This window comes from Actinosynnema sp. NPDC002837 (genome assembly GCF_040295345.1).
GTDB lineage: Bacteria > Actinomycetota > Actinomycetes > Mycobacteriales > Pseudonocardiaceae > Actinosynnema.
In genome coordinates this window covers 17,887-41,779 of record NZ_JBEOVG010000061.1, presented here as the reverse complement: position 1 = coordinate 41,779, position 23,893 = coordinate 17,887, and the positions used below count along the sequence as shown (strand labels likewise).

Genomic DNA, 23,893 nt, shown 5'->3' with positions numbered 1-23,893 from the left:
TGCCGTCGTGCGACTCGCTGGTAAAACGCTTGCACGCGATGTTTCCGGCGGACTGTCCCGGTGTCAAATCACCATTCCGGCGGATTCGCCCCGGAGTGGGCGCGTGCGGCGAGGCCTTCCTGTAACCGTATACCGCCGTTCGTGGACATCTTGACAGGGGTGATGGCCCATGCTGGCATTACGGTGCTGTAAACGTTTTCATCACCCTTGCCCGGAGTTCGACCCGCCGGAGTGGAGCACCCATGGCGATGATCTCCCGACGTGATCTCATCCTCGGCGCGGCGGCGGTCGGCGCCGTCGCGCAGGTCGGCCGCGGCGCCACGCCGGCGCACGCGGCGCCCGCCGTCGGCACGCGGCCCGCGACGGCGAGCGGCGCACCGGCCGACGGCGTCCCGCTCAGGTGGCTGGAAGGCGGCACGCCGAAGCAGCTCGCCGCCGGGTCCACCTGGGGCGTGCCGTGGCCGAGGGGCGCGGTGCCCAACGGGCAGGCGTTCGCGTTGCGCACCGGCGCCGGACAGCCGGTGCCCGTGCAGACGTGGGCCACCGCGTACTGGCCGGACGGTTCGCTGAAGTGGACCGCGCACGCCATCGGCGCGGAGGCGCCGCCCGCCGAGGCGTACGTGCTGACCGCCGGCACGCCCGCCGTGCCCGCGGCGGCGGTGAAGGTCGCGGACCGTCGCGACGAGGTCGAGGTGAGCACCGGCGTCCTCCGGTGCGTGATCCCCAAGAAGGGCGACCGGCTCGTGCGCGGCCTGTTCCGGGGCGACCGCGAGATCGCCCGCGACGGCCGCCTGGTGTGCCTGCGGCAGGACGGGCCGGTCGACGAGGAGGGCGGCGCGGCGAAGGCGGAGAAGTTCACCGGCCGCACGGAGAAGGTCACGGTCGAGCAGTCCGGCCCGGTCCGCGCCGTCGTCCGGATCGACGGCGGGCACCGGCACGGCAACCGGACGTGGCTGCCGTTCACCGTGCGCCTGTACTTCTACGCGGGCAGCGACGGCGTCCGCACCGTGCACAGCTTCGCCTACGACGGCGACGAGAAGAAGGACTTCGTGCGCGGCCTGGGGATCCGGTTCGAGGTGCCGATGCGCGACGAGCCCCACAACCGGCACGTGCGCTTCGCCGGGCCCGGTGACGGCGTGCTGGCCGAGGCCGTGCGCGGCATCACCGGCCTGCGCCGCGACCCCGGCGCGGCGGTCCGCCGGGCACAGGTGGCAGGCCAGGCGACCCCTCCGGTGTCCACGTGGGACACCAGGGTCTCCTCCCGGCTGCACCTGATCCCCACCTTCGGCGACTACTCGCTGCGCCAGCTCTCCGCCGACGGGTTCCAGCTCCGCAAGCGCACCAGAGCGGGCCACGGCTGGATCCCCGTCGACGCCGGCGGTCGGGCGGGCGGGCTCGGGTACGTCGGCGGCCCCGGCGGCGGCTTCGCCTTCGGCATGCGCAACTTCTGGCAGCTGCACCCCACCCAGCTCGACGTCCGGGGCGCGGCCGGCGAGACGGCCGAGGTCACCCTGTGGCTGTGGTCGCCCGACGCCGAGCCGATGGACCTGCGCTTCTACCACGACGGCCTCGGCCAGGACACCTATCCGGAGCAGCTCGAAGGCCTGGAGATCACCTACGAGGACTACGAACCCGGTTTCGGCACCCCGTACGGGATCGCGCGCACGACGGAGCTGGTGTTCTGGGCGCTGGAGTCCACGCCGGCGGCGGAGCGGATCGCCGAGCTGGCCGACGCGGTGCGCACGCCGCCGCTGATCGTCGCGCCGCCGGCCCACCTGCACGCCGCCGGCGTGTTCGGCGACTGGTCGCCGGTCGACCGCTCGACCCCGGCGAAGGCCCGCATCGAAGACCGGCTGGACCTGCTGTTCGAGTACCACAGCGGGCAGGTCGAGCAGCGGTCCTGGTACGGCTTCTGGGACTACGGCGACATCATGCACAGCTACGACGGCGACCGGCACGTGTGGCGCTACGACGTCGGCGGCTACGCGTGGGACAACTCCGAGCTGTCCACCGACCTGTGGCTCTGGTACCACTACCTGCGCACCGGCAAGGCCGAGGCGTTCCGCTTCGCCGAGGCGATGACGCGGCACACCGGCGAGGTCGACGTCTACCACCTCGGCAAGTGGCGCGACCTCGGCACGCGGCACGGCGTGCAGCACTGGGCCGACAGCGCCAAGCAGGCGCGCATCAGCAACGCGGGCTACCGGCGCTTCCTCTACTTCCTCACCGCCGACGAGCGCGTCGGCGACCTGATGCGCGACCTCGTGGACGCCGACCGGACGTTCCTGGCCCTCGACCCCATCCGCAAGATCCGCACGGGGCCGTACGAGCCCGATCCGCACGCCCTCGGCGTCAGCACCGGCACCGACTGGAGCGGCCTCGCGCTCGCCTGGCTGACCGAGTGGGAGCGCGGCGGCGACCCGGTCGCCCGCGAGAAGCTGCTCAACGGCATGCGCACCATCGCCGCGATGCCCAACGGGTTCGCGCGCGGCAGCGGCCTGTACGACCTCGACGACGGCACGTTCGAGCCGACCGGGCCCGCCGTGAGCGTCGGTTCGCTGGGCGCGGTGTTCGGCCTGGTCGAGCTGTGCAGCGAGCTGATCTCCCTCACCGGCGACGAGGCGTTCACCCGGGCGTGGCTGCAGTACTGCCGCCTCTACAACGGCACCGCCGCCGAGCAGCAGGCGGAGACGGGCCAGTCGTGGGGCAGCCTGAACCTGCGCCAGGCCCACTCCCGGCTCACCGCCTACGCCGCCGCGAAGCTCGGCGACCCGAAGCTCGCCGACCGGGCGTGGGCGGAGTTCGCGAAGGGCCACGCGGGCTACCCGGAGGACCACGACTTCCGGTCGAGGCGGGTCGAGGGGCCGAACGTGCTCAAGCCGGTGGACGAGGCCGACCTGAGCACCAACGCCTCCGCCCAGTACGGCCTGGCCGCGATCCAGTGCCTCGCCCTGGTGGGCGACCGTCTGCCCGCGTGACCGGAGGACGTCGAAGCCCCAGCCCCGACCGGCGTTGTCGGTCGGGGCTGGAGCTCCAGGGGCGTCACTGGTTGGCCGCGTGCTCCTTCGCCAGTTCCTCGGCGACCTGGTCGCCGCCTGCCTGCCGCCACTGGGTGACGACGTCCGGCCAGGCCGACGGCGGCTTGCGGCCGAAGGCGATCGCGGCGATCCCGTCACCGAGGATCTGGCTGAGCTGGGCGCCCTTGCCCGCCTCGGTGGCCGAGCGGAGCCCGGTGGCGGGGTTGCGCACGCTGCGGGGCAGGGTGGCCTTCTGCCACTCGTGCACGGCCTTGGCCGCGTCCGGGAAGCCGGGCAGGTGCAGCACGGCCGGCGCGGCGCCGACGTACCTGGTCGGCAGCAGCGAGTTGTTCTCCTGGCTGTAGAGGTCGGTGGTCTTGATGCCGTCGGCGTCCTTGGTGAAGTGCTTGCCCTCCACGCCGTAGTTGGCGAGTTCGTACTCCGTCGTGCCGAACGGCGCGCTGAGGTAGTCGACGATGCGCAGCAGGAGCTTGATCCGGGCCGACTCGGCCTTCTTGAACGTGACGTAGCCGAACACGCCGGGACCCTGCCACGGCGTGGCCTGCGGCCCGTACGGGCGGCCGAGGTCGAGGGCGAACCGGCCGTTGATCTTCTTCAGGGTCGACAGGCTCACCGAGCCGAAGCCGTCGTTCATCGTGGCGACCGTGCCGTTGTGGTAGTGGCTCTGCATGTCGGTGGAGCTGACGGTGAGGCTGTCGGGGTAGTGCGTGTCCGCCTCGACCAGCTTGCGCATGACCTCCAAAGCCTGCTCGAACTGCGGTGTGGTGATGGTGTGCGTGAACGCGCCGCCGTTCGCCGACCACGTGTTGGGCGCGCCGAGCGAGCCGGCGTGGTAGGTGATGCCGCCGAGGCCGCCGAACAGCGTCTTGAACCAGCCGACGCCCCACTTGCGGTCGCCGGTGAGCTCCTTCATGGCGTCGAGGTACTGCTCGGTCGTCCAGTCCTTCGGGATGCCCGCCGCGTCCAGCGCCGACCGGTTGACGAACAGGCTGTTGGCCGGCATCGGGCGTTCCAGCGGGATGCCGTGGATCCGGCCGCCGATGCGGCCCATGCCCTGCCAGGCGTAGGTGGGCAGGTTGGCCAGGTTCGGGAACTCCTTGACCGCGTCGCCGCCGACGTACTCCGACAGGTCGGCGCACCGGGCCTGGACGAACTCGGCCGCGTGCGGCAGGGCCAGGTTCGAGAACATGATCAGGTCCGGCAGGTCGCCGCCCGACGCCATGAGCGTGGCCATCTTCTGCCCGTACTCGGGGTCGGGCACCACGATCACCTTCAGGTTGACGCCCAGCGCCTGGTTGATCGCCTGCCAGTACTGGTTCTCGCCGACCGGCTTGGGCGGCGCGCCGTAGGACAGCACCATCACCGTGACGTCGGACCCGTCGCCCACCGGGCCGTCCACCGACCGCACGAGCCGCTCGGGGTACTTGAGGTAGAGCGGCTGCACGCCGGAGTCGTCGCCGGGCGCGTCCGGGGCGGGACCGGCGAACGGCACGTACGTCGGCCACGGCGCCAGGTCCTTGCCCGCGTTGGAGACGCCGCCACCCGACGCGCCGCCGCCGCACGCCGTGAGGAAGGACGGGACGGCGAGGCCGAGCGCGCCGACGCCCGCCAGCCGGAGCAGGGAACGGCGGTCGATGCGGTGGTCCATGACGAGGTTCCTCTCCCGGCTGGAAGCCGAAAGGAGTGGTTGCGGTGGAGGGGGTTCAGGCCTTCAGCGCGCCGGTGACGACGCCCTTGACGAAGTAGCGCTGCAGGAACGGGTACACGCACACGATGGGCAGCGTCGCGAGCATCACGACGGCCATCTGCACCGATTGCGGCGACGTGACCGCCAGCTCGCCCGAGGTCTCGGCCAGCGACGCCCCGCCGGTGACGTACTGCCGCAGCACGGTGCCGATCGGCCACTTGGCCTGGTCGTTGAAGTAGATGATCGCCTCGAAGAAGCGGTTCCAGTACGCGACCGCGTAGAACAGGCCGACCACCGCGATGACCGCCTTGGACAGCGGCAGCACGACCTGGCGCAGGATGCCGAGCTCGCCCGCGCCGTCGATGCGCGCGGCGTCGATCAGCTCCGGCGGGATCGACTGGAAGAAGCCGCGCATCACGACCAGGTTGAACACGTTGACCAGGAACGGCAGGACCAGCGCGGCGTAGGAGTCGAACAGCCCGGCCCCCTGCACCACCAGGAACAGCGGCACCATGCCCGGCGGGAACAGGAACGTGAACAGCACGAGCAGCAGCAGCGGTTTGCCGCCGTACACCCGCGGCCGGCTCAACGTGTAGGCCAGGCCGATCGTGCAGACCAGGCTCAGCGCCGTGCCGACGATCGTGACGCCCGCGCTGACCAGCAGCGCGCGGCTGATGATCCCGCCCTGGAGGATCTCGGCGTAGGAGTCGAACGTGAACTCGTCCGGCCACACCACCCAGCCGCCGTGCGAGATCACGTCCTGCGGGCCGGCCAGGCTGGTCGCCAGCACCGTCCACAAGGGGAAGACCACCAGCGCGACCACCACGGTCAGCGCCACGGCCTTGGCGGCGCGCACCGCCGGGGTCGGCCGGCCCGTCCAGGCCGGGGCGCTCGTCCTGCTCATGACCGGTAGACCCCCTGTTCGCCCAGCCGGTGGGCCACCTTGTTCGCCGTGTAGATCAGGACCACGCCGATCACGCCCTTGAACAGCCCGACCGCGGCGGCGTAGCCGAAGTCGCCGTTCGCGAAGCCGGTGAAGTACACGAAGGTCTCCAGCACCTCGCCCGTCTCCGGGCCGACCGACTGGCGCTGCAGGAAGAACTGCTCGAACCCGATCGACAGGAACTCGCCCAGCCGCAGCACCAGCAGCAGCACGATCACCGGCCTGATCGCGGGCAGCGTCACGTGCCACAGCCGCCGCCACCAGCCCGCGCCGTCCAGCGCCGCCGCCTCGTACTGCTGCTCGTCCACTTGGGACAGTGCGGCCAGGAAGATGATCGTGGCCCAGCCGCACTCCTTCCACACCAGCTGCGCGATCACCAGCGGGCCGTAGGCGTCGGGGTTGCCGATGACCGAGATGCCGCCCAGGCCCAGGGTCGACAGCCAGCCGTTCACCACGCCCGCGCCGCCGAGCATCTGCTGGAACAGCGCGACCACGATGACCCACGACAGGAAGTGCGGCAGGTACACCACGCTCTGCACGAACCGCCGCAGCGTGTCGCCGACGACGCTGTTGAGCAGCAGCGCCAGCGCCAGCGGCGCGGGGAAGAAGAACACCAGCTGCAACGCGGCGATCAGCAGCGTGTTCTTCACCGCGTTCCAGAACAGCGGGTCCGTGACCATGCGCTCGAAGTGCGCCAGGCCGACCCACTCGCTGCCCGAGACGCCCAGGAACGGCACGTAGTCCTGGAACGCCAGCACGTTCCCGAACAGCGCGCCGTAGTGGAAGAACAGGAAGTACGCCAGACCCGGCGCCGCGACGAGCAGCAGCACCCGGTCGGCCCGGATGCGGCGCAGGTGGCCGAGGCGCGGACGACCCACCTCCGGTGGGGCGGGCGCCGTCCCGGTCGGGGGACTGGCGCCGCCGCGGACCCGCGTCATGCTCACGTCGAACGCCTCTCTCGCGGTGCCGAGCCGAAACAGAATGTTCACGAACATAAAACGGTTACACGTGTTCGTCAACGCCTTGCGTGCCCGGTGTTCCAGGGTGTATTCGCCTGTAGTGGCTCTGACTTGGACTGAGCTGCGGGCATTGTGGGCGGGAGGGCTTGTGCGTAGAGTGACGTGTGGATGCAAACGTTTACATGGATCGGCCGCTGCCCGGCCCACTGATAGGAGCCCACTCCGTGTCACGGCGACCTGTCGCGGTCTTCGCCCTCGCCCCCTGGGCGCTCGCCGACGTCTTCCCGCCCGACCTCGTGACCCGGTTGCGGCACCTGGTCGACATCGACCCGGCGGCGACGTTCACCTCGTTCGACGGGCCGGCCGCCGCGGCGGCCCTGGCGGGAGCGGACGTCCTGGTCACGGGGTGGGGCAGCCCGCGCGTCGACGCCGTCGTGCTGGCCGCCGCGCCGGGGCTGCGCGCGATCGTGCACGCCGCCGGCACGGTGAAGTCGACCGTCGACCCCGTCGTGTTCGAACGCGGGGTGGTCGTCTCCTCCTCGGCCGACGTCAACGCCGTCCCGGTGGCCGACTACACGATGGCCATGCTGGTCCTGGGCGCCAAGCGGGCGTTCGGCCGCGCCCGGCGGTACGCGACCGCCGCCGAGGGCGCGCCGCGCGACTGGCTGCCCGGCGACGGCACCGGGCTGCACGACTGCACCGTCGGCGTCGTCGGCGCGTCCCGGATCGGCCGCCTGGTGCTGCGGCGGCTCCGGGCGTTCGACGTCGAGGTGCTGCTCCACGACCCGCACGTGTCCCGCGCGGAAGCCGCCCGCCTCGGCGTGGAGTCGGTGGGGGTGGACGAGCTCTGCCGCCGCAGCGACGTCGTCACGGTGCACGCGCCCGCCCTGCCCGAGACCCGTCACCTCCTCGACGGCCGCCGGCTGGCCCTCCTGCCCGAGGGCGCGCTCGTCATCAACACCGCCCGCGGCTCGCTGATCGACACCGAGGCGCTGACCGCGGCGTGCGCCACCGGCCGGATCTCGGCGATCCTGGACGTGACCGAGCCGGAGCCGCTGCCGGCCGGGCACCCGCTGTTCGCCCTGCCCAACGTGCTGATCACCCCGCACCTGGCCGGCGCCCAGGGCCGGGAGCTGCGGCGCATCGGCGAGTTCGCGGTCGCCGAGGTGGGCCGGTTCGTCCGGGGCGTGCCGCTGCTCGGGCGGGTGGAGCCCGAACGCCTCCCGTACAGCGCGTGACGAGCCTTGACCGAGGATGGACCCGAGCCCGCCGCCACACCGCGAGCGGAGAGGAACGGATCGCGTGAACCCCTTGGCCGACCTGGCGGAGGACCGGCGGCTCAGCCCGCGCACCGGGTACACCCGCGCGCACTGGGAGACCACCGCCGACGTGCTGCTGGACGCCGCGTGGCGGTGGGCGAGCCCCGGCGGCGCCCGGCTGGACCTGCCCGGCCCGGCGTCGGGCAGCGGCGTGCGCAGCGACGGCCTGGAGGGCTTCGCCCGGACGATGCTCGCCGCCGGCTACCGGGTCGCGGGCGCGGGCGGCGACGACCCGCACGGCTGGCTGGCCCGCTACGCCGACGGCCTCGACGCCGGCACCCGCACGCCCGGCGCCGACGACGCCGAGTCGTGGCCGGTGATCCGCGACCACCACGTGCAGGGCCAGCCGATGGTGGAGGCGGCGTCGGTCGCGCTCGCCCTGCGGGTGACCCGGCCCTGGCTGTGGGACCGGCTGGACGACGCCGTGCGCGACCGCGTCGAGGCCTGGCTGCGCGACGCCCTGCACGCCCTGCCCGCGCCGAACAACTGGTACCTGTTCCCGCACGCCGTGGCCGGGTTCCTGGAGTCGGTCGGCCGCGGCGACGCCGACACCGCCCGCGCCCGCGAGCGCGCCCTGGACCTGCTGGAGGCGTGGTACCGGGGCCAGGGCTGGTACTCCGACGGGGACGGGCGGGCCTTCGACCACTACAACGGCTGGGCGCTGCACCTCTACCCGGTGCTCGACGCGCACCTGGCCGGCACGGGCACCCCGCACGGCGAGCGGCTGCGCGCGCACCTCTCCGGGTTCTCGCTGCTCTTCGGCGGCGACGGCGCGCCCGTCCACCACGGCCGGTCGCTGACCTACCGGTTCGCCGCCGGCGCGGCCGTGGCCCTCGGCGCGGTCACCGGCCACACGCCGCTCGCGCCGGGCGCGTCGCGCCGGCTGCTCAGCGGCTGCCTGCGCTACTTCCTCGACCGGGGCGCGGTGGACGACCGCGGCCTGCTCAGCCTCGGCTGGCACGGCCCGTACGCCCCGGTGGTCCAGCACTACTCCGGGCCGGCCTCGCCGTACTGGGCGTCGAAGGCGTTCGTGTGCCTGCTGGCCGGACCCGACGACCCGCTGTGGACCGAGGTCGAGCGGGACGCGCCGGTCGAGGAGCGCGACCACGTGCTCGGCCTGCCCGCGCCGGGCTTCCTCGTGCAGACCACGGCCGCCGACGGGATCGCCCGGCTGCACAACCACGGCAGCGACCACGTGCGGCCGACCCACGCGGAGACCGCCGAGGGCGACGACCCGCACTACAGCCGGTTCGCCTACTCCACCCGCACCGGTCCCACCCCAGCGCGCAACCCGGCTGACAACCACTTCACCGTGGTCTTCCGCGGCCTGCGCGCCGCCCGCCGCCGCATCCACCCGCTCGGCGCGGGCCACGGCGACGGCTGGGGCTGGGCCGCCTCGTGGCACCGGCCGGTGTTCCCCGGCGGCTCGCCGCTGCTGCCCGCGTTGCGGGTGGAGAGCGTGGTGGTCGCCCGAGGACCGCACGAGCTGCGGGTGCACCGCGTGGTCGGCGCGCCGCCGGGGGCCGGGGTGGAGCTGACCGGCTGGGCCGCCGGGCCGGACCTGTCCTCGGTGCTGCACCCGCTGCACGGCTGGGAGTCCGCCGACGAGGTCACCGCGCCGGGCGGCACCGCGTTCACGCCGTCGGCGCGCGTGCCGAGGCTGCGCGGGGTCGGTGGCGGCACGTCGGTCCACGTCGCGCTGGCCGTGCTCGCCGGCGGACCGGTGGACGTCCCGGAGGTGGTGTCGGTCGTGGCGGCCGGGCCGGAGGCCGTCGAGGTGCGCTGGTCGGACGGGCAGGTGACGAGGGTGTCGTTCGCGCCGCTGGAGGTGGTGCACGGGTGAGCGGGTGGCGGTTCGCGGTGAGCACGCTCGGCGCGCCCGGCGTGCCGGTGGCGCGGAGCGCGGCCGTGGCGGCCGAGCACGGCTGCCACGGCCTGGAGGTCCGCGCGCACCCCGACGAGGAGGTCCACCTCGGGATGTCGGCCACGCGGGCGGCGCGGGTGCGCGACCGGATCACCGACGCCGGCTTGGAGGTCGCCTGCCTCGCGGGGTACCCGAAGGTGTGCCGGCCGGGGCCGGACGGACCGGTGGTCGACGAGCTGCGCGCCCTGGTGGAGTTGGCGGCGCTGCTCGGTGCGCCTTCGGTGCGGGTGTTCCCCGGCGGTGGGAGCGCCGGTGAGGACGGGCGGGCGTCGGGGCGGATCGCCGCCGTGCTGCCCGACCTGCGCTCCGCCGGCGTCCGGCTGCTGGTCGAGACGCACGACTCCCACCCGACCGGTGAGGCGGCGCGGCGACTGGTCGCGCCGTTCGGCGACCCGGGGCGGGTGGCGGTGCTGTGGGACGCGGTGCACCCGTGGCGGGCGGGCGAGCCGCCGGAGCGCACCCGCGCGGTGCTGGGGCAGTACTTGGGGTACTTCCAGGTCAAGGACGTGGCCGCCGACGACCCGACCCCGGTCCCGCCGGGTGCCGGCGACGTGCCGCTGGCGGCGTGCGGCAGGCTGCTGGCGGACTGGTCGGGGTGGGTGTCGCTGGAGTGGGAACGCGCCTGGTACCCCGGCATCGCACCCCTGCCGGTGCCGCTGCGCGCGGCGGCCGAGTGGTACGCCCGGTGGCGGCCGTGACCCGTCGCCCGCGGTGCTCACGGGTGCTTGCGGGACGCGGCGATGACGTGCTGGGCGGTCGTGCGGGTCTCTTGGTCCGGGATGGGGCGCGTGCGGCGGGGTGGCTTCACCCGTGATGGTGCGGGGGCCGGTCGTCGGGGAACGCGGCGGCGATGCGCTCTCCCAGGCGTTCCAGCAGCGGCTCGGCGTGGGTCAGGCAGGTGGGCACGTCGGGCTCCAGGTCGGTGAGCGCGAACGCGGCGGCGAACCCGGCGGCGGCCAGCTCGGCGCGGTCGAGGTCGCAGGTCCCGGTGGCGGCGACCGCAGTCGCGCCCGCACGCTTCGCCGCCGCGGCGACGCCGACCGGCGCCTTGCCGCGCAGCGTCTGGTGGTCGAGGCGGCCCTCACCGGCGATGACCAGCCGTGCGCCGGGCAGCCGGTCCGCCAGGCCGGTGAGCTCCAGCACCAGGTCGATGCCCGGTCGCACCCGGGCCCCGAGCGCCAGCAGGGCGAACCCCGTCCCGCCCGCGGCCCCCGCGCCGGGCACGGCGGCGGCATCGGCGTCCAGCAGGTCCGCCCAGCGGGCCAGGTCGGCGTCCAGGGACGCGACGAGCGCGGCGTCCGCGCCCTTCTGCGGCCCGTACACCGCCGCCGCGCCGTGCGGGCCGAGCAGCGGGTTGTCCACGTCGCTCGCCACGACCAGCCCCACCTCGCCCAGCCGGGGGTGCAGCCCGGCCCGGTCGACCGCGCGGACGGCGCGCAGCGGCGAGGTCGTCGCGTCGAGGGCCACCCCGTCCGCGTCGAGCAGCCGTGCGCCGAGACCGGCCAGCAGACCCGCGCCGCCGTCGGTGGTGGCGCTGCCGCCCAGGCCGACCACGACGGTGGCGCACCCCGCGTCCAACGCCGCGGCGATCACCAGCCCGACGCCGAACGTGGACGCCGCCGCCGCGCGCTCCGGGGTCGGCGGCACGTCCCCGACCAGGCCGAGACCGGACGTCTCGGCCAGTTCCACGACCGCGACCCCGTCACGGACCGCGTAGCGCGCCTCGACCGGACGGCCCAGGGGATCGGTCGAACCCACCGGCACCGCCGTGAAACCGGCCGCGAGCAGGGCGTCCAGCGTGCCCTCGCCGCCGTCGGCCACCGGGTGCTCGTGCACGTCCGCGCCGTGGCGGCGCAAGCCCCGGGCGACGGCGGCCGTGGCCCGGCGCGCGGACAGCGAGCCCTTGAACGAGTCCAGTGCCACGACGACGTGGCCCGCCTGCGGCGGAGGTGCGGTCACCCGGCTATGGAAAGCGCTTTCCAACGTGCTGTCAAGCGGTCCGCCGGGCCTTGACTGCGCGCGAGGCAACCCTGAATACTCGCTGGAAAGCGCTTTCCGAGCAAGGGGGTACGGGTGGACGAGGTCGTCATCGCGCTCGACGGCGTGACCGGCGGGGTGGAGCACCGCCGGCGCCCGGCCGGCTCCGCCCTCCCGGTCCGGAGCGCCTTCCGGCCGGTCGGCGGCGTGCCGGCGGGTGCGTGTGGGCGGGTCGACGTGCCGGAGCTGTCGCGGTGAGCGCCCTGGCCGTGCGGCACGACCTCGGGTCCGCGCTGACCGTTCGCGCCGGTGACGTCGACCTCGTCCGCTACACCTACGCGCCCGACACGCCGCGCCTGGAGTCGCCCAAGCCGTACCTGCACCCGGTCCGGACGCGGGCGGGGCGGGTGGTGAGCTTGTTCCGCCCGCACGACCACGTGTGGCACAAGGGGATCGCGTGGTCGTTGCCGAACGTCGGCGAGGAGAACTTCTGGGGCGGTCCGACGTACGTGCACGGGCGGTCCTACGTGCAGCTGGACAACAACGGCACCCAGGCGCACCGGCGGGTGGTCGACGTCGGCGTGGACGGGGAGCGGGCCTGGTTCACCCACGAGTTGGACTGGGTCACCCAGGCCGGCGACACGGTGATCACGGAGCGTCGGACGATCGGCGCCTCCCTGCTGTCGGCACAGGCGTGGGCGTTGACGTTCGACACGGCGATGACGAACACCTCGGGTGGCGGGATCGCGTTCGGCTCGCCGACCACGCGTGGCCGGGAGAACGCCGGGTACGGGGGCCTGTTCTGGCGCGGGCCGCGCTCGTTCACCGGCGGGACCGTCGTGACGCCCGACGGCCCCGGTGGTGACGAGGTGCGCGGCCGGCGTGCCGAGTGGATGGCCTTCGCGGGCCGGCACGACGGCGACGACGCGCGGTCCCTGGTGCTGATGGTCGACCACGGGGCCAACCCGCACCACCCGCCGCGGTGGTTCACCCGGTCCGAGGACTTCGCCTGCCTGAACCCGGCCCCGTTCTTCAGCGAGGAGCTCGTCGTCGCGGACGGGGAGACCGTGCGGTTCCGCTACGGCGCCGGGGTGGCCGACGGCGGCGAGGAGGACGCCGCGGCCCTGGCGGATTCGGTGCGCGGTGTGTTGGGTGAGTCGGTGTGAGCACGTTCCCCGGCGGGACGTCGTTGTCGTTCCTGGACGTCTACGACGACGCGGCGCCCGATGGCGTGGTGGGCGGGAGCCCGCACGTGCACCTGGCGTCGACCGAGTGCTACGTGGTCGTGGGCGGTGAGGGCGAGCTGCACGCGGTGACCCTCGACGGCTGCCGCGAGATCCCGCTCGTGGCCGGTTCGGTGGTGTGGTTCACCCCCGGCACGATCCACCGCGCGGTCAACCACGGCGGCCTGCGGGTGGTCGTGCTGATGGGCAACGCGGGGTTGCCGGAGGCGGGTGACGCGGTGATGACGTTCCCGCCCGAGGTCGTCGCCGACCGCTACCGCTACCGGGACGCGGCGACGTTGCCGGTCCGGGCGACGGAGGCCGAACGCGCCGCCGACGCGCGCCGACGCCGTGACCTGGCGGTGGAGGGCTTCGTCCGGATCCGGGACGCGGTCCGCGCCGGTGACCCGGGTCCGCTGCGGGAGTTCTACGCCTCGGCGGCGGCGCTGGTCCGGGGTCGGGCCGGCGCGTGGGCGGACATCGTGCGCGACGGGCCGCTCGGCCAGGCCGAGGCCACCCTCTCGATCACGCGGGACGTGGCGCGGGGCGTGACCGCGCACCTGGAGCGGGCGGCGGTGTTCCGGACGCCCGAACCGGAGCGGGTGTTCGGCATGTGCGGGCGGCTGAGCCCGGTCGACGTGGATCTCCACCTGGAAGTCGCAGCGGACGAGGAGCACTTGTCTTGACCAGTCGTAGCTACACCTGCGCGATCGTCGGCACGGGCGCGATCGCCGGCGCGCACGCCGAGGCGATGAGGAACCTGGCCGGGCGGGCGCGGCTCGTCGGCGCGGTCGACCTCGACCCCGACCGGGCCGCCGCGTTCGGCGCGACCTGGGACGTGCCCGCCTACCCGACCCTGACCGCGCTGATCGAGGCCCGACGACCCGATCTGGTGCACGTGTGCACGCCGCCGGGGACGCACCTGCCGCTCGCGTTGGAGTGCCTGGCGGCGGGCGCGGTGCCGGTGGTGGAGAAGCCGCCGGTGCTGTCGTTGGCCGGTCTCGACCGGTTGCGGGAGGCCGAGGAGGCGGCCGGGGTGCCGATGGCGACCGTGTTCCAGCACCGGTTCGGGTCCGGCGCGGTGCGGTTGCGGCGGCTGGTGGCCGAGGGCGCGCTGGGCCGGCCGCTGGTGGCGTCGGCGAGCACGTTGTGGTTCCGCGACGACGACTACTTCGCCGCGCCGTGGCGGGGGAAGTGGGAGTTGGAGGGCGGCGGGCCGACCATGGGGCACGGGATCCACCAGTTCGACCTGCTGCTGTCGATCCTGGGGCAGTGGCGCAGCGTCACCGCGATCGCCGCGCGCCAGGCCCGGCCGACCGACACCGAGGACGTGTCGGCGGCGCTCGTGCGGTTCGACTCCGGCGCGGTGGCCACGGTGGTCAACTCGGTGGTCTCGCCGCGCCAGACCAGCCAACTGCGCTTCGACTTCGAACGGGCGACCGTCGACCTGGAGCACCTCTACGGGTACGACGACTCGCACTGGACGTTCACCGCCGCGCCCACGTCGCCCGAGGTCGTGTCGGCGTGGGACGGCGGGCCGGCCGACACGCCCAGCGGCCACACCGCCCAGCTCGCGGCGGTGCTCGACGCCCTCGACACCGGCGGGACACCGCCGGTGTCCACTGCCGACACCAGGGTGACCATGGAGTTCGTCGCCGCCGTGTACGCCTCGGCGTTCACCGGCCGCACGGTCGACCAGGGCGAGATCACCGATAGCCACCCGTTCTACGAGAGCATGGCGGGCACCGGCGCACCCTGGCTGACCGCGACGTCCGGTCTCCGGCGCTCGTGAGAATTGCACCGTTGCGTTGAACGGCGCGGGTTTGCCGAAGCGGGCGCGGGATTGCTCCCGCGCCCGCAAGGTCACGAGACCTTCGGGTGGATCTGGGTCTCCCGGCCGGTGAGGGCGTCGATCGCGAAGACCCGTTCGATCCTCGGGTTGGCCTGGAGCGTCGGGAAGTCCGTCAGCTCGACCGGGTCGCCCTCGGCGCGGTTGGGGCCCACCAGGACGTAGACGTCGCCGTTGGCGCTGCGGGCCGGGCTGGCGGCGACGTCGTCCGACACCGCGCGTTCGGGCTGCTTGGCTGCCTCGGGTTCGGCGCGGGCGTCGAGGTTGGTCATGAACTCGGCCAGGTCCATGAGGGAGTGCCGCCGGCCCTGGGCGTCGATGGTGTCGCCGGCCCAGAAGAAGGACCCCTCGCCCTTGGTGGCGAGGATGTCGCGGATGGTCTCCTGCCAGCGCTCGCCTTCCTGCGCCGGGAGGTCGCGCAGGTCGAGGCAGGGCTTGCCGTCCACCGAGGTGATCGGGAAGCCGTGCTGGTCGCGCTCGGACGGGCCGTCCTGCTCGCCACCACCACCCGCCCCACCGCCGCCGTGCTCGCCGCTGTCGCCATCCCGGCCTTCACGGTCGCCCGCTTCACGATCGCCGCGGTCGCGGTCACCGGCCTCACGGTCCCGGTCATCGCGCTCGCCTGCTTCACGGTCCCCGCCTTCGCGGTCGCTGCCTTCACGGTCGCTGCCGTGGCGGTCTCGGCCTTCGCGGTCACCGGCTTCGCGGTCGTTGCTGTGGCGGTCCCGGCCTTCGCCGTCCCGGTCATTGCGGTCGCCGGCGTCGCGGTCGCGTCCGCCGTGCTCGCTGCCGTCGCGGTCGCGTCCTTCGCGGTTGCCGGGCTCGCGGTCCTGGCCGGGGCGGTCGTGGTCGGAGGTGTCACGGCCGCCGCGACCGCCCTGATCCCCTGGCGACTGCTCACCGGGACGGGGATCGGCGAGGTCCGGGACGGGCGGGGTCGTGGGCAGCGTGCCACCCGGCAGGGACGAGCCCGGCGTTCCCGCGCCGGCGCCCGACGAGCCGCCGGAAGTGCCCGTGCCGCCGCCCGTGTCGAGGTCGGGGATCGTCGGCTGCTTGAAGAGGTCCTTGGGCACTTCCGGGATCGGCGGCATCGGCGGAGGGGTCATGCCGCCGGACGGCGTCGTCGCGCCGGGAGCGGTCGGCGATCCCGCACCGCTGCTGGTCGAACCCGAGCCACCTCCCGACGGCCCGCCGCTCGAACCACCGGGCAGACCGCCGGAACTGCCGGGGAGCCCACTGGAGCCGCCGGGGAGTCCGCCGGAACCGCCGGGGAGTCCGCCGGAACCGCCGGGGAGTCCGCCGGAGCTGCCCGGGAGACCGCCGGAGCCGCCGGCCGAACTGCCGGAACCGCCGGCTGAACTGCCGCCCGTGCCGAGGTCCGGGATGGTGGGCTGCTTGAACAGGTCCTTCGGCACCTCGGGGATGGGAGGCGTCGGCGGCGGTGTGGTGTTGGCCGAGGGGGCGGTGCTGCCGGCCGGGGTCTTGGTGCCCGAGGCCGACTCGCCGCCGGTCGTGGGCGTGGTCTTGAGGGCGTCGGCGAGGTTCGCGCCGCCGCCGCCACCGGAACCACTCGGGACGGGCGGCGGGTCCGGGATCTCGGGGAAGTCGGGCACCGGCGCGGGCTGGGGGGTGGTGGCCTGCGGGGGCGGGGTCGACGTCCGGGCGGCGGCGGTCTTGGTCTCGTCCGGAGAACCTGCGCCGTTGGCGGTGGGCATTGTGGCCGGGGTGGACGGCTTCGTCGCGGTGTCGGCGGTGGGCATTCCCGGAGTGCCCGGCATCGTGGGCGTCGGGGGCATCTGGCCGGTGGGGATCCCGGCGGACTGGCCGGCCGGTGCGCCGCCGCCTTGACCTCCTGGTGCGCCGCCCTGGGATTCCGGGTTGGTGTAGTTGGAGGCCTGCGTGGTGCCGTCGGCGCCCGGGATGTCGTTCGTCGGCGGCACCTGCGGCCCGCCGGGCTGGGAGGCGGTTCCGGCGCCGCCGCTCCCGGCGCCGCCGGGGATCGTCTCAGTCGGGGTGACCGGCGGGCCCTGGGTGGTCGCGGTGCCGTTGGGGCCGCCGGTCGGTGCGCCTTGCGGGCCGTCGGCGATCGTGGCGGGTTCGACCGAGGCGAACTGCTCGCCGCTGGCGCGGTCGGCTTCCTGCTGCGTCTGCGCGGTGGCCTTCAGGCCGTCGCCGACCAGCCCCAAGGTCGAGGCGGCCTTGCCCGTCAGCTCGACCGACTTGGTGGTGGAGGCGTTGAACGCCTCGACGGCGAACGCGCCGGCGGTGCCGAAGGCGTTGCCCGCCAACGCTTGGCCGGACAGCTTCGAGGACACCTCCTCGTAGCCGGTGCGCAGGTTGTCGGCCTGCTGCTGGAGCGTGTCCATCGCGGACGCGTCCATCGTGAAGCCGGAGTCGCCGCCGGGAGGGGGCGGCGTGCTGATCGTGGTGGGGGTGACCATGGCGTTGCCTCCGCGGAACGCAGGGAAGTGGGAAGGACGGGGAGGTTCTCGGCCGGGCGGTCGGGGACCGCCCTGGCCTACTCGGTTTCCTCGACCCTGCGGACCGTCGCCTCGCGGGTGGCGTGCACCGCGCGCAGCTCCCCCTGCTCGGCGGCTCGGTAGTGGGTGACCGGCTCGGTGGCGTGGACGGCCCGTTCGTACTGCACGGGGGCGTCGGCGCGGGTTGCCTGCACCATCGGCTCGGCCTGCGCGTAGGTCGCCCGCATCATCGGTTCGGCTTGGACGGCGTGGCGGGCTTGCAGCGGCTCGGTCACGTGGGCTGCTTGCAGCGGCTCGGCGTGCACGGCGTGCCGGGCCTGGAGCGGTTCCTCCACGCGGGACGCCCGCATCATCGGTTCGGCCTGGAGCGCCTGTCGCGCCTGGACCGGTTCCTCAGCCACCCGCGCGGAGTAGGTGGGCTCGTCCACGAGCCGACCGACGAGCCGCTCGGCCGCCACGGCGTTCATGGGTCGCAGCACTTCCCTCTCCTCGGCGGCGACCATCCGCGTGGCTTCCATCGGTCGCAGCGCTTCGGTTTCCTCCACGGCGACCATCCGCCGAGCCTCCATGGGCCGCAGCGCTTCGGTCTCTTCCGTGGCCAACATCCGCTTGGCCGCCATGGGCCGGGAGGCCTCGGTGGTCTCGCCCTCGCGCAGCATGCGCCTGGACGCGTTGTGGGCCGGTTTCGCCGCCGAAACACCGCTCGTGGCGGCCTCGAAGCGCTCCCAGCCGCGGCCGACCTCGTCCGAGATCTCGTCGAGCTGCTTGACCCGGTCGACCTGGCGGGTCAGCGCCGCGTTCAGGTCGTCCATCTTGGCCGAGATGCTCGTCCCGAGCTGCGACGCGCTGTCCACCACCGAGGCCAGGAACATCGCGATGGACGCGCCGAACGTGATCGGCGCGAAGACGTAGGCGGTGATCGCGCCCGGCACCAGCGAGTTCGAGTACTGGCCGACGGTGTGCAGCAACGCCTCGCGCAGCGCCTGCACCATCGCGCCGCTGTTCTCGACGACCACGCCCTTCACCGCCACCGCGCCGGCCACCGAGTCCAGCTCCTCGCCGAGGGTGTCCATGCTGGTCTGGTAGGCCTCCTGGGCCTTGCCGGTCCACCCCTGCGGCTTGGCCAGCGTGTCGCGCTGCGTCGAGGCCAGCTCGCGCATCCGCTCCGCCGCGGAGCGGATCGCGTCCGCGGTGGCCTGCACGCTCTGCGGGTCGCCCTGCAACTGGTCGATCGGCTCGCGCAGGAAGGTCACGTAGTCGACCGCCCACCCCGCGACGCCCCGCAGGCTCGCGAACGGGTCGTCGGGGAACCGACCGCCGGTCGGCCTGCCGACCACGGAGTCCGGCTCGACCTCCGCCTCCTTGCCGATCGCCTCGATCCGCTGCTGGACGTCGGCCCTGGCCGCGGTCTTCCTGAGCACGGTTCGCGCGGGGACCACCTCGGCGGTGCCTGTTGCCATGAGCCGGACCTTCCTCACAAGCGCTGGGTTCGAGCCGGGACGGGGACGCCTGACCCTGGCAGTCAAGTGATCGCCGCCAACGCCGCGCCAACGTTGTGCTAACGATCAACGCCCCACCCGCCGTGTCCGCCGGGAGCGGAACCGCTGCCCTTGTGCGCCCGGCCTGCGTCACGATGGCGACATGGCGGACATCCTCCCTTTCCACCAGAAGCGCACACCGGATCGCGAGCCGGACCCGCTGTGGCGGGACGTGCTCGGCCGGTCCCTGCGCGCGGCGCGGGAGGAACGGGGCAGCCGCCTCGTCGACGTCGCGGAACGGGCCGGCATCTCACCGCAGTACCTCTCCGAGATCGAACGCGGCCGCAAGGAACCGTCCAGCGAGATGATCGCCGCCGTCACCGGCGCGCTCGGCGTCGACCTGTTCGACCTGCTCGCCGACATCGCGAGCGACGTCCGCCGGCACCGCCGCACGGGCCCCGCGGCCGGACGTCGCCCGGCGGGACCCGTGCTCCTGGCCGCGTGAGGCCCCGGCCTCAGTCCCGGTGCTCGAGGACGCGGTCGGCGAGCCCGTAGCGGACCGCGTCCGCCGCGGAGAACACCCGGTCGCGGTCGGTGTCGTGCCGCAGTTCCGCGACGTCGCGACCGGTGTGCAGCGACAGGATCGCCTCCAGCTGAGCACGCACGCGCACCACCTCGTCGGCCTGCAGGATGAGGTCCGGGATGGTGCCGCGACCCTGCGCCGCGGGCTGGTGCAGCACCACCCTGGTGTGCGGCAGCACGAACCGGTGCCCGGCCGCGCCGGCCGCCAGCAGCACGGCGCCGGTCGCCACCGCCTGGCCGACGCACGTCGTCGACACCGGTGCCTTGATGTAGCGGATGGTGTCGTAGAGCGCGAGCATCGCGGACGGGTCGCCGCCCTCGTTGTTGATGTAGAGGTTGATCTCGCGGTCCGGGTTGTCCGCCTCCAGGTACAGCAGCTGCGCGATCAGCGCGTTGGCCACCCCGGAGTCGATCGCGGTGCCGAGGTAGACGATCCGCTCGGACAGCAGGTGCGAGTAGACGTCCATGATCCGCTCGCCGCCCGGGGCGCGGGTGATGACGTTGGGGATGGTGTACGTGCTCATGCGCGCGCCCCCGTCCGCGGGCCGAGCCCCAGCTCGTGCGTGCGCACGGGCACGACCTGGTCCAGGCGTTCGACGACCTGGTCGATGAAGCCGTAGTCGAGCGCCTCACCGGTGGTGAACCAGCGGTCGTGCAGGGAGTCGGTGAAGATCCGGTCGATCGGCTGGCCCGTGTCCTCCGCGATGAGCCCGAGCACGGTGTCGCGGGTGTGCCGCAGGTCGTCCGCCTGCACCTGCACCTCGACGGCCGACCCGCCGATCCCGGCCGAGCCCTGGTGCATCAGGATGCGGGCGTGGGGCAGGGCGAAGCGCTTGCCCGGCGTGCCCGCGGACAGCAGGAACTGCCCGGCGCTGCACGCCAGCCCCAACGCGAGGGTGGCCACGTCGCACGGCACGAGCCGCATCACGTCGCGAATCGCGAGCATCGCCGGCACCGAGCCGCCCGGCGAGTGGATCCAGAGCGCGACGTCCTTGTCGGGGTCCTCGGCGGCCAGGGACAGCAGCTGGGTGGCGAGCACGGTGCCGTTGTCGTCGTCGAGCGGGCCGTCGAGGACGAGCACCCGCTGGCTGAAGAACCGGTCTCGCAGTCGGTGGTCGAACAAGGGCTGCTTGGCGTTGTCGGTCATGCCCCGACCATGCCCGGGCACGGGCGCGTCTCGCGGCACGTGCTGCTGTGGGCAGATCAGCCCTCGGCAGTGGGCGAGGTAGCGCTCGGGCGGGTTCGGTCGACACAGTGGCAGTGGGGATCGCCGCGCGGTGGGGAGGAACGGGTGGAGTGGGACTTCTTCCTGGCGCACGCCGGCGCGGACAGCCCCACCGCCGAACGGCTGCGGTCCCTGCTGGAACCGCACGCGACGGTCTACGAGGACTCGATGCTGCGCGCGGGCGAGGAGTGGGACCTCGTCCTCGACCGGCACCTGCGGGCGTCGCGGATCACCGTGGTGCTGGTGTCGCGACGCACGGAGAACGCCGTCTACCTGCGTGAGGAGATCGTCCGCGCGATCACGCTGGCCCGCGCGGACGGTCGGCGGCGCGTCGTGCCGCTGGTGCTGGAGCAGGTGGACGCCCTGCCGTACGGGCTGGAGCTGCGGACGCCCCTGCGGCTGGGTGACGGCCTGGACCTGGCGGGTGCGGCGGCGAAGCTGCTGGAGTCGTTGCGCGACTCGCGCCTGCCGCGCGGCGAGGGACCGCACGAGGTCGCGGCGCAGCTCGGGCCCCTGCTGCGCCGGCTCGACCTGGACGCGCTGGGCGGCGTCGCCTCCGAGCTGCTGGCCGCGGCCGTGACCGAGGTCGGCGGTTCCGACGCGCTGTGGCCGCACCTGGCCCGGCGCGGCCTGGACCCGCGGGTGCTGCTGCCGTCGCTGCCCGGTCACGACGAGGCGCTGGCCCGCTGGGTGCTCGGCGCCGAGGCCGTGCCGGGCGCGCGCGACCTGCCGGCGGCGGTGCGGCGGCAGCTGGTGCGCCGGCTCGCCGACGAGCGCACCGACCTCGATGCGGCCTCGGTCGAGCTGCGGCGCGAGGTGCTGTCCGGCCGGGCCGCCACCCCGGACGCGCGACGACTCGCCAACGCCCTGGCCGCCGCCCTGCCGCCGGTCCGGTCGGCCTCGACCCAGGCGGTGCTGGTGCGGCCGGGTGAGGCCGCCGGCCTGCCCGTCGCGCCCACGCCGTTGCACCGCACGGCGTTGGGCATGACGGCGCTGCCGCCGCGCGAGCCCGCGTTGGCCGGTCGGGGCGCGCTGGTGGCCGACCTGGTCGCGCGGGTCACCGCCCGGCTCGCCGAACGGGGCCGGGCCACGGCGTTCCTCACCGGTCAGCTCGGGGCGGGCGTCTCGGCCGTGGCGGTCGAGGCGGCCCACGTGCTGGCCGACCTGTTCCCCGGCGGCGTCCGGTACGTGGACCTGCTCGGCCTCGACGCGCGGCGGGCGGCGTCGGACGTGGCGAGGCTGGTGTGCCACAGCGTCGGCGTGACGCCCGAGCCCGGCGCGGAGGCGGCGCACCTGCGTGCCGCCTTGGACGGGCGCGGGGTGCTCCTGGTGCTGGACAACGCGTTGGACGCCAAGCACGTCGCGCCCCTGGTGCCCGCGCCGCCGACGTGCGCGGTCGTCGTCACCTCCCGCAACCGCACGCAGGGCTACGCCGACGTGGTGCTCCGCGTGCCGCCGCTGGACCGCGCGGCGTCGGTCGAGCTGCTGGCCGGGGTGCGGGCCGGCGCGCCGGCCGGGGCGTTGGACCGGATCGCGGCGGCGTGCGCCGACCTGCCGATGGCGCTGCGGCTGATCGCGTCGTGGATGACCAACCACCCGGAGACCGGCGCCGAGGGCGTGGCCAGGCTGGTGGCCCGCGAGCGGACCAGGCTCGCGTTCCTCGACGACGACGTGCTGCCGATGCGGCTGGCCATCGAGCTGAGCTACCGGCACCTGGACGACGACGCGCGCACGGCGTTCCGGTACCTGCCCGCCGCGCCGGGCTCGGCCGCGACCGCCGAGGACCTCGGCCGGGGGCTGGGCCGCGACCCGGACGCCACCCGGCTCACCCTCTACCGCCTGGCCGACCGCAGCGTGGCCGGGTACGAGGAGTTCGGCGACCCGCCCGAACCGGTGTTCCGGCTGTTCGAACTCGTGCGCCTGTACGCGCGGGAGCGGCTGGAGGCGGAGGAGTCGCCGGACGCCGTGGCCCGCTTCCGCAAGCTCCTGCTGACCAGGCTGCGCGACGACCTGCGGGCCGGTGCCGAACCCGACCTCGTCCTCCGGCTCGACCCGACCCCGCTGGTCGCCGCCCGCGACCTCGCCGAACGGGAGGAGTGGTTCGACCTGGCCGGCGACCTCACCGACGGGCTGCGCGCCGTGCACGAGGCGGAGTCCGACGACGAGTCCGTCCGCCGCGACCGCGAGCACGCGGCCCGGCTGCGCCACCGCGCCGGCGACGTCGACGCGGCCGTGCGCGAGTACCTGGACCTGGCGCGCACCCTCGACGGGGAGGCCGCGGCGGCCGCGTTCGCCTCCGCCGAGCGCGTCGCCGCCGACGCCGGGCTCGGCGAGCTGGTCGGGCGCGTCACGTTCGAGCTGGCCAGGCACCTCGCGGGCCGGTCCGACCCGGCCGGCGCGCTGGCGGCGGGAGAGCGGTCGGTCGACGCGTTCCGGACCGTCGGCCTGAACGCCACCGCGCTGCCGGTGGCGATCAACAACACCAGGCTCGCCCTGCGCCTGTCGGACTTCGCCGCGGCCCGGCGCTGGGTGGCCGTGACCCGCGCCCTGATGGACGCCCGGACGCCGGTGCGGCTGCGTGCCGACGCGTTCTACGAGGAGGCCAGGGTGGCGACCGGCCCCGGCGCGACCGCCTTGTGGCGCAAGGCCGCGGACCTCTTCGAGGAGGACCGGAACTTCGGCAACGCCGGGCTGGCCGCGTTCTTCGGCGCCCGCGCGGCGCGCCGCCAGTCGTCCCACGCCGAGGCCGCCGAGCTGTTCCTCGCCGCCACCCACCTGCACCGCGCGGCGAAGGACCACGCCCGCGCGTTGTGCGCGACGGTCGAGCTGGCCGCCACGCACGCGGAGATCGGCGAGCACGCGCGAGCCCGGGACCTCCTGGCGGAACTGGACGACCTCCCGAGCGGGGCGTGGCACCCCGGCGTGGTCGCGGAGGTCGGCCTCCGCGTCGTCGTGCTGTCCTACCTGGCCGACGGCTCCCGCCCGGGGCCGGACCAGCTGCCCGCCGTTCCCGCCGACCCCGACGAGCGGACCCGCCGGCTCGACCGGGTCGTGGCCGCCCTGCGCCGGGCGAAGCCCGACAAGGCCGCCCTGCGCCGGTTCGCGGAGTCGCCGATGGTCTACGAGCCACCCGGCCACGAGCACTGGCTGCACGACCTCGGCCGGGAACCGACGGACCGGCGGGCGCTGGGCGCGTGAACCGGACGGCG

The 23,893-nt window shown here is 74.3% G+C and carries 18 protein-coding genes; 10 read left to right on the top strand and 8 right to left on the bottom strand.

Annotation, left to right across the window (positions count from 1 at the left end):
- Window positions 1-242 precede the first annotated feature (242 nt).
- Window positions 243-2,978, top strand: coding sequence for an exo-rhamnogalacturonan lyase family protein (locus ABTZ99_RS31250; RefSeq protein WP_499616362.1), 2,736 nt, complete (start codon window positions 243-245; stop codon window positions 2,976-2,978).
- A 64-nt stretch (window positions 2,979-3,042) separates the two neighbouring features.
- Here the strand turns inward: ABTZ99_RS31250 and ABTZ99_RS31245 are convergent, their stop codons facing one another.
- Genes ABTZ99_RS31245 through ABTZ99_RS31235 form a run of 3 tightly spaced genes read right to left on the bottom strand, consistent with a single transcriptional unit; the run spans window position 3,043 to window position 6,657 of the window.
- Window positions 3,043-4,686, bottom strand: a complete 1,644-nt coding sequence (locus tag ABTZ99_RS31245; RefSeq protein ID WP_499616360.1) for an extracellular solute-binding protein — start codon at window positions 4,684-4,686, stop codon at window positions 3,043-3,045.
- A gap of 55 nt (window positions 4,687-4,741) precedes the next feature.
- On the bottom strand, window positions 4,742-5,629 hold the full coding sequence (locus ABTZ99_RS31240; RefSeq protein ID WP_499616357.1) for a carbohydrate ABC transporter permease: 888 nt from the start codon (window positions 5,627-5,629) through the stop codon (window positions 4,742-4,744).
- Entirely contained in the window at window positions 5,626-6,657 is a 1,032-nt protein-coding gene (locus ABTZ99_RS31235; RefSeq protein ID WP_498778562.1) for an ABC transporter permease, read from the bottom strand. The genes ABTZ99_RS31240 and ABTZ99_RS31235 overlap by 4 nt, the downstream gene beginning before the upstream one ends.
- A 194-nt stretch (window positions 6,658-6,851) precedes the next feature.
- Between ABTZ99_RS31235 and ABTZ99_RS31230 the strand changes: the two genes are divergently transcribed.
- The 3 genes from ABTZ99_RS31230 (at window position 6,852) to ABTZ99_RS31220 (ending at window position 10,568) form a co-directional block, all read left to right on the top strand.
- Window positions 6,852-7,865 (top strand): hydroxyacid dehydrogenase, encoded by a 1,014-nt coding sequence (locus tag ABTZ99_RS31230; RefSeq protein ID WP_499616354.1) that lies wholly within the window; start codon window positions 6,852-6,854, stop codon window positions 7,863-7,865.
- Window positions 7,866-7,929: 64 nt separating this feature from the next.
- The gene (locus ABTZ99_RS31225) at window positions 7,930-9,789 is read left to right on the top strand and encodes a DUF2264 domain-containing protein (RefSeq protein ID WP_499616351.1); all 1,860 of its coding nucleotides are present in this window, start codon (window positions 7,930-7,932) and stop codon (window positions 9,787-9,789) included.
- On the top strand, window positions 9,786-10,568 hold the full coding sequence (locus tag ABTZ99_RS31220; RefSeq protein ID WP_499616349.1) for a sugar phosphate isomerase/epimerase family protein: 783 nt from the start codon (window positions 9,786-9,788) through the stop codon (window positions 10,566-10,568). Before ABTZ99_RS31225 ends, ABTZ99_RS31220 begins: the two co-directional genes overlap by 4 nt.
- Before the next feature lie 106 nt (window positions 10,569-10,674).
- Here ABTZ99_RS31220 and ABTZ99_RS31215 read toward each other — a convergent pair whose 3' ends face one another.
- Window positions 10,675-11,829, bottom strand: coding sequence for a glycerate kinase (locus ABTZ99_RS31215; RefSeq protein WP_499616346.1), 1,155 nt, complete (start codon window positions 11,827-11,829; stop codon window positions 10,675-10,677).
- Between the two features lie 114 nt (window positions 11,830-11,943).
- Here ABTZ99_RS31215 and ABTZ99_RS31210 point away from each other — a divergent pair, with 114 nt between their 5' ends.
- The 4 genes from ABTZ99_RS31210 to ABTZ99_RS31195 are packed head-to-tail and all read left to right on the top strand — an operon-like array spanning window position 11,944 to window position 14,862.
- Window positions 11,944-12,105, top strand: coding sequence for a hypothetical protein (locus ABTZ99_RS31210; protein ID WP_498778557.1), 162 nt, complete (start codon window positions 11,944-11,946; stop codon window positions 12,103-12,105).
- The gene (locus tag ABTZ99_RS31205; protein ID WP_498778556.1) at window positions 12,102-13,013 is read left to right on the top strand and encodes a DUF6807 domain-containing protein; all 912 of its coding nucleotides are present in this window, start codon (window positions 12,102-12,104) and stop codon (window positions 13,011-13,013) included. The genes ABTZ99_RS31210 and ABTZ99_RS31205 overlap by 4 nt, the downstream gene beginning before the upstream one ends.
- Window positions 13,010-13,756: a cupin domain-containing protein gene (locus ABTZ99_RS31200; protein ID WP_498778555.1), complete on the top strand. Its 747-nt coding sequence runs from the start codon at window positions 13,010-13,012 to the stop codon at window positions 13,754-13,756. The genes ABTZ99_RS31205 and ABTZ99_RS31200 overlap by 4 nt, the downstream gene beginning before the upstream one ends.
- On the top strand, window positions 13,753-14,862 hold the full coding sequence (locus tag ABTZ99_RS31195) for a Gfo/Idh/MocA family protein (RefSeq protein ID WP_499616342.1): 1,110 nt from the start codon (window positions 13,753-13,755) through the stop codon (window positions 14,860-14,862). Before ABTZ99_RS31200 ends, ABTZ99_RS31195 begins: the two co-directional genes overlap by 4 nt.
- A 71-nt stretch (window positions 14,863-14,933) precedes the next feature.
- Here ABTZ99_RS31195 and ABTZ99_RS31190 read toward each other — a convergent pair whose 3' ends face one another.
- Both ABTZ99_RS31190 and ABTZ99_RS31185 read right to left on the bottom strand, forming a co-directional pair.
- Complete coding sequence (locus ABTZ99_RS31190; RefSeq protein WP_499616339.1) at window positions 14,934-17,360, bottom strand: hypothetical protein; 2,427 nt, start codon at window positions 17,358-17,360, stop codon at window positions 14,934-14,936.
- A 77-nt stretch (window positions 17,361-17,437) separates the two neighbouring features.
- Window positions 17,438-18,859, bottom strand: coding sequence for a hypothetical protein (locus tag ABTZ99_RS31185; RefSeq protein WP_499616336.1), 1,422 nt, complete (start codon window positions 18,857-18,859; stop codon window positions 17,438-17,440).
- Between the two features lie 181 nt (window positions 18,860-19,040).
- Here ABTZ99_RS31185 and ABTZ99_RS31180 point away from each other — a divergent pair, with 181 nt between their 5' ends.
- On the top strand, window positions 19,041-19,382 hold the full coding sequence (locus ABTZ99_RS31180; RefSeq protein ID WP_499616333.1) for a helix-turn-helix domain-containing protein: 342 nt from the start codon (window positions 19,041-19,043) through the stop codon (window positions 19,380-19,382).
- A gap of 10 nt (window positions 19,383-19,392) precedes the next feature.
- On the opposite strand, the gene ABTZ99_RS31175 is transcribed toward ABTZ99_RS31180, so the two are convergent.
- Both ABTZ99_RS31175 and ABTZ99_RS31170 read right to left on the bottom strand, forming a co-directional pair.
- Entirely contained in the window at window positions 19,393-19,983 is a 591-nt protein-coding gene (locus tag ABTZ99_RS31175; protein ID WP_498778550.1) for a ClpP family protease, read from the bottom strand.
- Entirely contained in the window at window positions 19,980-20,606 is a 627-nt protein-coding gene (locus ABTZ99_RS31170; RefSeq protein ID WP_498778549.1) for a ClpP family protease, read from the bottom strand. Before ABTZ99_RS31170 ends, ABTZ99_RS31175 begins: the two co-directional genes overlap by 4 nt.
- A 144-nt stretch (window positions 20,607-20,750) precedes the next feature.
- Here ABTZ99_RS31170 and ABTZ99_RS31165 point away from each other — a divergent pair, with 144 nt between their 5' ends.
- Window positions 20,751-23,882 carry a TIR domain-containing protein gene (locus ABTZ99_RS31165; protein WP_499616329.1) on the top strand — a complete coding sequence of 1,044 codons (3,132 nt, stop codon included), beginning with the start codon at window positions 20,751-20,753 and terminating at the stop codon, window positions 23,880-23,882.
- Window positions 23,883-23,893 lie beyond the last annotated feature (11 nt).